The sequence below is a fragment of the Streptomyces sp. NPDC018029 genome (assembly GCF_044327655.1).
Taxonomy (GTDB): domain Bacteria; phylum Actinomycetota; class Actinomycetes; order Streptomycetales; family Streptomycetaceae; genus Streptomyces.
Window position 1 is genome coordinate 534772 of sequence record NZ_JBIRFV010000008.1, and the last position, 6215, is coordinate 540986.

General features: G+C 68.5%; 6 protein-coding genes and 2 pseudogenes. 2 read left to right on the forward strand and 6 right to left on the reverse strand.

Annotated elements, in window-relative coordinates:
• Positions 1-10: 10 nt before the first annotated feature.
• Positions 11-331, reverse strand: a pseudogene (locus tag ACH4D5_RS26375) (transposase); the annotation flags it as partial.
• Between the two features lie 141 nt (positions 332-472).
• On the opposite strand from ACH4D5_RS26375, the pseudogene ACH4D5_RS26380 reads away from it, so the two are divergent.
• Positions 473-724 (forward strand): annotated as a pseudogene (locus ACH4D5_RS26380) (transposase family protein); the annotation flags it as partial.
• A gap of 60 nt (positions 725-784) precedes the next feature.
• Here the strand turns inward: ACH4D5_RS26380 and ACH4D5_RS26385 are convergent.
• Both ACH4D5_RS26385 and ACH4D5_RS26390 read right to left on the reverse strand, forming a co-directional pair.
• On the reverse strand, positions 785-1450 hold the full coding sequence (locus ACH4D5_RS26385) for a hypothetical protein (RefSeq protein WP_398307039.1): 666 nt from the start codon (positions 1448-1450) through the stop codon (positions 785-787).
• A gap of 447 nt (positions 1451-1897) precedes the next feature.
• Positions 1898-2848 carry an RNA-binding protein gene (locus tag ACH4D5_RS26390; RefSeq protein ID WP_398307041.1) on the reverse strand — a complete coding sequence of 317 codons (951 nt, stop codon included), beginning with the start codon at positions 2846-2848 and terminating at the stop codon, positions 1898-1900.
• Positions 2849-3275: 427 nt separating this feature from the next.
• Between ACH4D5_RS26390 and ACH4D5_RS26395 the strand changes: the two genes are divergently transcribed.
• Positions 3276-3407 (forward strand): hypothetical protein, encoded by a 132-nt coding sequence (locus tag ACH4D5_RS26395; protein WP_398307043.1) that lies wholly within the window; start codon positions 3276-3278, stop codon positions 3405-3407.
• 118 nt (positions 3408-3525) lie between these two features.
• On the opposite strand, the gene ACH4D5_RS26400 is transcribed toward ACH4D5_RS26395, so the two are convergent.
• The 3 genes from ACH4D5_RS26400 to cysD form a co-directional block, all read right to left on the reverse strand.
• On the reverse strand, positions 3526-4089 hold the full coding sequence (locus ACH4D5_RS26400; RefSeq protein ID WP_398307045.1) for a hypothetical protein: 564 nt from the start codon (positions 4087-4089) through the stop codon (positions 3526-3528).
• A 324-nt stretch (positions 4090-4413) separates the two neighbouring features.
• On the reverse strand, positions 4414-5769 hold the full coding sequence (locus ACH4D5_RS26405) for a sulfate adenylyltransferase subunit 1 (protein ID WP_398307047.1): 1356 nt from the start codon (positions 5767-5769) through the stop codon (positions 4414-4416).
• A 2-nt stretch (positions 5770-5771) separates the two neighbouring features.
• Positions 5772-6215, reverse strand: a 444-nt coding sequence (gene cysD, locus ACH4D5_RS26410; RefSeq protein ID WP_398307049.1) for a sulfate adenylyltransferase subunit CysD, incomplete at its 5' end; no start/stop codon positions are given.

A 6215-nucleotide genomic window follows, 5' to 3' on the forward strand; every position in this document is an offset into this window, starting at 1 on the left:
GAGGGCGATACTAGTGAACGGCGGGCCCATGGGGCAGTCGGCGGAAGCAGATGATCATCGCTGTGATATCGACGAAGGCCAGGAAGTGTTCGGGCTTGCGTTCGTGGTGATGGTGCAGGCGTCGGCAGCCTGCCAGCCAGGACACGGTTCGCTCCACGACCCAGCGGTGTCGGCCCAGCCGCTGTGAGGACTCGACGCCTTTGCGGGCGATGCGGGGTGTAAGGCCGCGTTCGCGGAGCCATCGGCGCAGGTGGTCGTAGTCGTAGCCCTTGTCGCCGTGGAGTTTGGCCGGCCATCTTCTACGAGGCCCGCGGCGTGAGCGGATGGGCGGAATGCCGCGGACCAACTCAGGCACCAGTAAGCCCTTTTCAAGTTGGCGACGCTGAAGACGTGTTGGGCGGGCTGACTGAACGAAGAAGCTCCTGGTAGACGGTGTCACAACCACGATCCACCGTGCTGCCAGGAGCTTCGAGTGCTTGCGTACCCATCGGCGATCGACCTGTTTGCGGTGACACCTACGCCCGGCTCGGCCCACGACCTGACGGCAGCCCGCCACCACGGAATCGTCGATGCGCTCGCGGCCGAGAGGCTCAAGTGCTGGGCAGACAAGGCGTACCAAGGTGCCGGACATCCCGTCCGCGTGCCGTTCCCAGGCTGCCGGCTCAAGCGGTGGAGGCGACGCCACAACACCAACCACGCAAAGATCCGCTGCATCGGCGAGCAAGCCATGGCCAGGCCAACCCGAACGCTCAGCGGCGGGACCGATGAGCTTGGCCTTTGGGGGTCAGGTGCCGCCCAGGCCCCACGCATCGAGTCCGTCGTAGATATGGGCCCTGAGGCAGTAGGGGGCGTCAAAGCCCGAGGCTTCGCCGCGGTAGACGGCGATCAGGGAGTCCTTGCCCCGCCACCAGGTGTCAGCAAGTCCCTGGACTTCAGGTACCGGCTCGAATCCGTCGAGGTCCAGCTCCTCAACGACGCCGCCCTTGACCTTCGTGATCGTCTTGGCCCAGTAACCCGCATGGTCGGCCAGAGCCAGGGCTTCCACCCAACCCGCTGTGCTGGCGTGCAGCGGTGTCCAGTGGTCGGCGTCGATCCCGAACTCGCCTCCCGGCCCGATCATGAACCCGTAGGCCATCGAGACGCGACAGCCGCCTGCCGAGAACCGCCATCCGCTCCCGGCCGAGCCTTCGGGCACATCGGCTTCCAGAACCCGCGGGCCGCCCTCGTACTCGGGGGCCGGGGGCAGGGCCAGACCGCCCCAGAGCTCTTGAAAGGCGACAGCCCGGTCGATCTCGTCATCCGGAATCCCTTGCTCGAGCCATACCTCCCGATGGAGCGTGAGGTCGCGGTGTGGAACACGCAGCCCGTGCCGCTCGACGAAGTAGCGGGCTCGTCGGCTCAGGCCTTCAGGCGCCTGAGGGATCAGTGGCAATCGAGTGTCCGCCGTCATCACTTCTGCCTTTCGCAGGGAGAGGTTGCTTCGGCCGGGCGCGGCGGTGCGAACGGCTGCGGAGCGCGGGACCGACCGGCGGGGAAGCCGCCGGCGCCGCCGGTGAGCCAGGAACCGTCACCCAGGGGCACCAGCTCGTACGGGTTGCTCACCTCGACGGTGAACTCGCCGCTGAGGGTGCCCGTGCGTACGTCGACCAGGTGGTAACGGAACCACTCCTCCTCGTCCTGACTCTCACCGCCCAGGGTGACGATGGCCGTGTCCTCGGTCAGGTGGGCAGCGGTCCGACCACGGGGACCTCACGAACTCTGGCGAATGAGGAATCATCCGCTGAGGCTGACGCCCAGGCCAGGCTGCACAGGAGCGGGGGCGGTGGACGCCCGGGATGGCTGAGCGCGCTATCTGGCCTGGTAGGAGCCTGCTGGCTCATCGGGCGCGCGTACATGGTCACCACCGGGCGCGCAGTACGCCGTCGCTGTCCGGGAGGGCAGCACGGAGCAGCGGGTGGTGTTCGGCGAGGGACAGGGGCAGGGCGCAAGCGGCTCGGGCGTCGGCCACGTGGGCGCTGAGTTCCTGGTAGTCGGTGTCGTCGACGATCGCGTGCCTGATTGTGCCGTCCTGTGCCTCCCAGACGAACTCGACGGATTCCTCCTGGGGCAATGCGGCGAGGACAGCGCCGACGTCCGGGGACAGGTCGGGCCAGACGGTCAGCAAGGCGCGCGGGCCGAGGCCGGCGCGCACTGTGTCGAGGTTTTCCGGCGTGATTCGGTGCCAGCGTGCGGCGTTGCGCACGCAGCTTTCCTCGAGGAGCAACGCATGCCGTGACGCCAGCGCGGTGTGCACGCGCATCCAGAAGTGCTCGTCGGCCGGCTCCGTCACTTCCGCTTCGTCGGGCTCGGCCGCATAGGGCGAGGCCGTAAGCGGTTCCGGGAAGAGGCCGAGTTCGCGCGTACGGGCCACGGCGTCCGCACAGGGTTGGTCGGTGCCCACGTACATATACTGATCCCACCCGACATGTACGGTGAACAAATCCCCCACCTCCAGTCGGCACCAGGCGCCTTGGTCGCGGAGCATGGCCCGGATCAGTTCCAGGGCGACCGGAAGAGAGACCTCGGCCCCGTCGTGGTAGCCGGTGAGGTCGGGTGGGAAGAGCCCGCCGAGGCCGTGCCCCGCAACTGAGGGCTCCCCGCCGAAATGGGCGAAGCCCGTGACCGCAGGGTCGCGGATCTCCAGCCGGTCGATGCCCGAGCTGTCCGCGAAGGCGGCCACCGCGGCCAGGTATGCCGCTTCGACAGGCCCGTGGTCGCTGGTCGTGTCCTCGGTGCCGGTGTAGTGACCGTACTCGTCGCGGTCGGCGGGGTCGTATTTGGTGATCCGGTGGACGAAGGCCGGCGGCACGCTACTCCTCGGACGGGGCGGAAGGAGTGCCCAGGGTAGATCCTGGCCCCGATTCTCCGACCAGGGGGATGCAGCCCTGTGACTGAGCACGCTATCTGGCCCGAATGGACAACCCTGATGCTCGGAATTGCCCCGCAGCTAACACGGAATCCGGGTCGCCGCCAGGTTCGGATGACAGCCTAGGTACCGATGCCGGCTCGCTGAGCATGGCGTGGGTGAGGTACCGGTATCGGCCGGGCTAGCGGTGGACCTCGTACTTGTCCAGGCCACACTCGTTCTTCGCGGCCTGGAAGCAGTCCTCGATCGGCCATCAGCTGCCGGCGATCCGGACCAGGTCGTCGGTCTCGATGCCAGCGGGCGTGTCAGCGAGGTAGTAGGGGATCTCGTCGGGGGCGGAGATACTGCGGCGGGCCAGTACCCATCGGTGATGGGTCGGCGGATCCGCAACGGCATGGCGCACGGCCGGGCCACGCATGCGGTGATGCCGGTGGCCATGGTGGTGCCGAAGATGACGACCTCGTGCACGGTCGTCTCCGAGCTCTGCGCCGCGCCTGCCTGACGATCACGGCTCGGTATCGGCGCTCAGTGAAGCTTCCGAACCGTTCCACTGTCCGCTGTTCCGCGACCTCGGCAGTCGGGCCGCACTGTCCGACCCTGTCGCCCCGGAAGCCCTGCACTCAGGAGCGGCCGTCGCCGAGGAGCGTCTCGTGCCACCTCTCGACCTTGGCGAGATGCGGGCCGCTCACTTCGGCGGAGCCCGCGACGTAGGCGAGCCAGCGCAGTTCGTCGCAGGCGAAGAAGGACTCGCCCCACGTGTCGACCCAGATTCGGGCGGTGCCGTCCGACGAATGAGTCAGGTCCCACCACGCCCAGCCCCGGGTCTCCGACTCGGGGTCGAATTCGTAAAGCCATCCCTGAAGCCTCCAGGGCCCTCCCTGAATTGCCGAAGCGTACAGTTCCCTGCCCCTCCGCGCGAAATCCGGCGCATCCGCGGAAAGGGGTTCGCACACGGCGGCGAACCATTCGGGGACGGAGTCCTCGGGCAGCGCGTCGTCGAACTTCTCGGTGAGGGTCAGTCCCAGCGCCGCGTCGAGCACGGACCGCAGGCGGTCCGCGTACGCGTCGGAGGGCACCGTGGGAGCGACGTCGAACCAGCACAGCACGGGCGGCGCATCCTGGGCAGAGGGACGCCGGGCGACGCGGAGCCTCTCCTGCTCGATGTCCTCGATCTCATGCATCATGTCGCCGGTCTCTCGTCAGCCTTCCTGAACAACTCGTCGAGGGTACTTGGCCACTTCTCTCCTGAACTCGTAGAGCATGCCGCTGCGGATGCCGTAGAGGTCCGGCCCCTTGGTCGGGTCCGAGATCTCGGGGTAGATCTTCTTGAGCTGTTTCCATTCCGCATCCGTAAAGCCGAGGCCCCCCGACTGTTCCGTGACCGGGAGGCGCCGTCACATGCGTCGGTGCTCTGTTCGCAGAGAGTCGAGGCGTCCCAGGGGAAACGGGTCTCCTCGACGGGAGTCGTGCCGTCCGGGCCCATCCCTTCGCCGGAGCACGGCCCTCGGTCACGCGGTGCGCATTCCTGCGGCGAGGGTGGTGCCGTCGGCAGGGTCGATCAGGAGGAAGGATCCGGTGCGCCGGGAGTCCGCGTAGGAGTCCAGGGCGATCGGTTCGGCGGTGCGGACTCTGACTCGGCCGATGTCGTTGGCGACGAGCCGGCCCGGGGCGGGGTGCTGGGAGAGGTCCTCCAGGGTGAGCCGCGACGGGATCTCCTTGACGATGGCCTTGACGGTGCGGGTGGTGTGCTTGAGCAGCACGCGCTGGCCGACCGTGAGAGGGGTGTCGGCGACGTGGCAGACCGTGGCCTCGATGTCCTGGCCGAGGGCGGGGATGCCGTCGGAGGGCACCAGGAGGTCACCGCGGGAGACGTCGATGTCGTCTTCGAGAAGGATGGTGACCGACTGGGGTGACCGCGCGACGTCGACGGAGGTGCCGAGCAGGTCGATGCCCTTGACGGTGGAGGTCCGTCCGGAGGGCAGGACGGTCACGGACTCACCGACGCGGAAGGTGCCGACGGCGATCTGGCCCGCGTAGCCGCGATAATCGGGGTGTTCGGCGGTCTGCGGGCGGATGACGTACTGCACGGGGAAGCGGGCCCGGCAGCCGTCCGGGTCGTGACCGACCGCAACGGTCTCCAGGTGCTCGAGGACCGTCGGGCCGCAGTACCAGTCCATGTGCGCGGAAGGGTCGACCACGTTGTCGCCCGCGAGGGCAGAGACGGGGATGGAGGTGACCTCGGGTATCCCGAGCTCGGCGGCGTACGCGGTGAACTCCTCGGCGATCTTCGCGAAGACGGGCTCGGCGTATTCGACCAAGTCCATCTTGTTCACGGCGAGGACCACGTGCGGGACGCGCAGCAGGGCCGCGACGGCGGCGTGGCGGCGGGTCTGCTCGACCACTCCGTTGCGGGCGTCGACCAGAATCACGGTCAGGTCGGCCGTGGAGGCGCCGGTGACCATGTTGCGCGTGTACTGCACGTGCCCGGGGGTGTCGGCCAGGATGAACCGGCGCCGGGCCGTGGCGAAGTAGCGGTAGGCCACGTCGATGGTGATGCCCTGTTCCCGCTCGGCCCGCAGGCCGTCGGTCAGGAGGGCCAGGTCGGGTTCGGCGGCGCCACGGCTGCGCGAGGCCCGCTCGACGGCCTCCAGCTGGTCGGTCAGGATCGACTTGGAGTCGTACAGCAGCCGCCCCACCAAGGTCGACTTGCCGTCGTCGACCGAACCGGCCGTGGCGAGGCGGAGGGTTCCGGCGGCGGTATCGGCGCCGGCGTCCGTGCTGGTTCCGGTCCCGGTGCTGGTTCCGGTCCCGATGCCGGTTCCGATGCCGGTTCCGGGCACGGCACTTGTGCTGGTGATCGTCATGGTTAGAAGTACCCCTCGCGCTTGCGGTCTTCCATCGCGGCCTCGGACATCTTGTCGTCGGCGCGGGTGGCGCCCCGTTCGGTCAGCCGGGACGCGGCGATCTCGGCGATGACCTGCTCCAGGCCCGTCGCCTCCGAGTCGACGGCGCCCGTGCAGGACATGTCGCCCACCGTGCGGTAGCGCACCTGGCGCCTCTCGACCGTCTCGCCCTCCTTGGGACCGCCCCACTCCCCGGCGGTCAGCCACATCCCCGAGCGCTGGAACACATCCCGCTCGTGCGCGAAGTAGATCCGCGGCAGCTCGATCTTCTCGCGGGCGATGTACTGCCACACGTCCAGCTCGGTCCAGTTCGACAGCGGGAAGACGCGGACGTGCTCGCCGGGGGCGTGGCGGCCGTTGTAGAGCTGCCACAGCTCGGGGCGCTGGCGGCGCGGGTCCCACTGCGA

What these genes read in the sequence shown, in the direction of transcription:
- ACH4D5_RS26385 (WP_398307039.1), bottom strand. Translation starts at nt 1,450, where the DNA reads ATGACGGCGGACACTCGATTGCCACTGATCCCTCAGGCGCCTGAAGGC.
- ACH4D5_RS26395 (WP_398307043.1), top strand. Translation starts at nt 3,276, where the DNA reads ATGGGTCGGCGGATCCGCAACGGCATGGCGCACGGCCGGGCCACGCAT.
- ACH4D5_RS26405 (WP_398307047.1), bottom strand. Translation starts at nt 5,769, where the DNA reads ATGACGATCACCAGCACAAGTGCCGTGCCCGGAACCGGCATCGGAACC.
- ACH4D5_RS26400 (WP_398307045.1), bottom strand. Translation starts at nt 4,089, where the DNA reads ATGATGCATGAGATCGAGGACATCGAGCAGGAGAGGCTCCGCGTCGCC.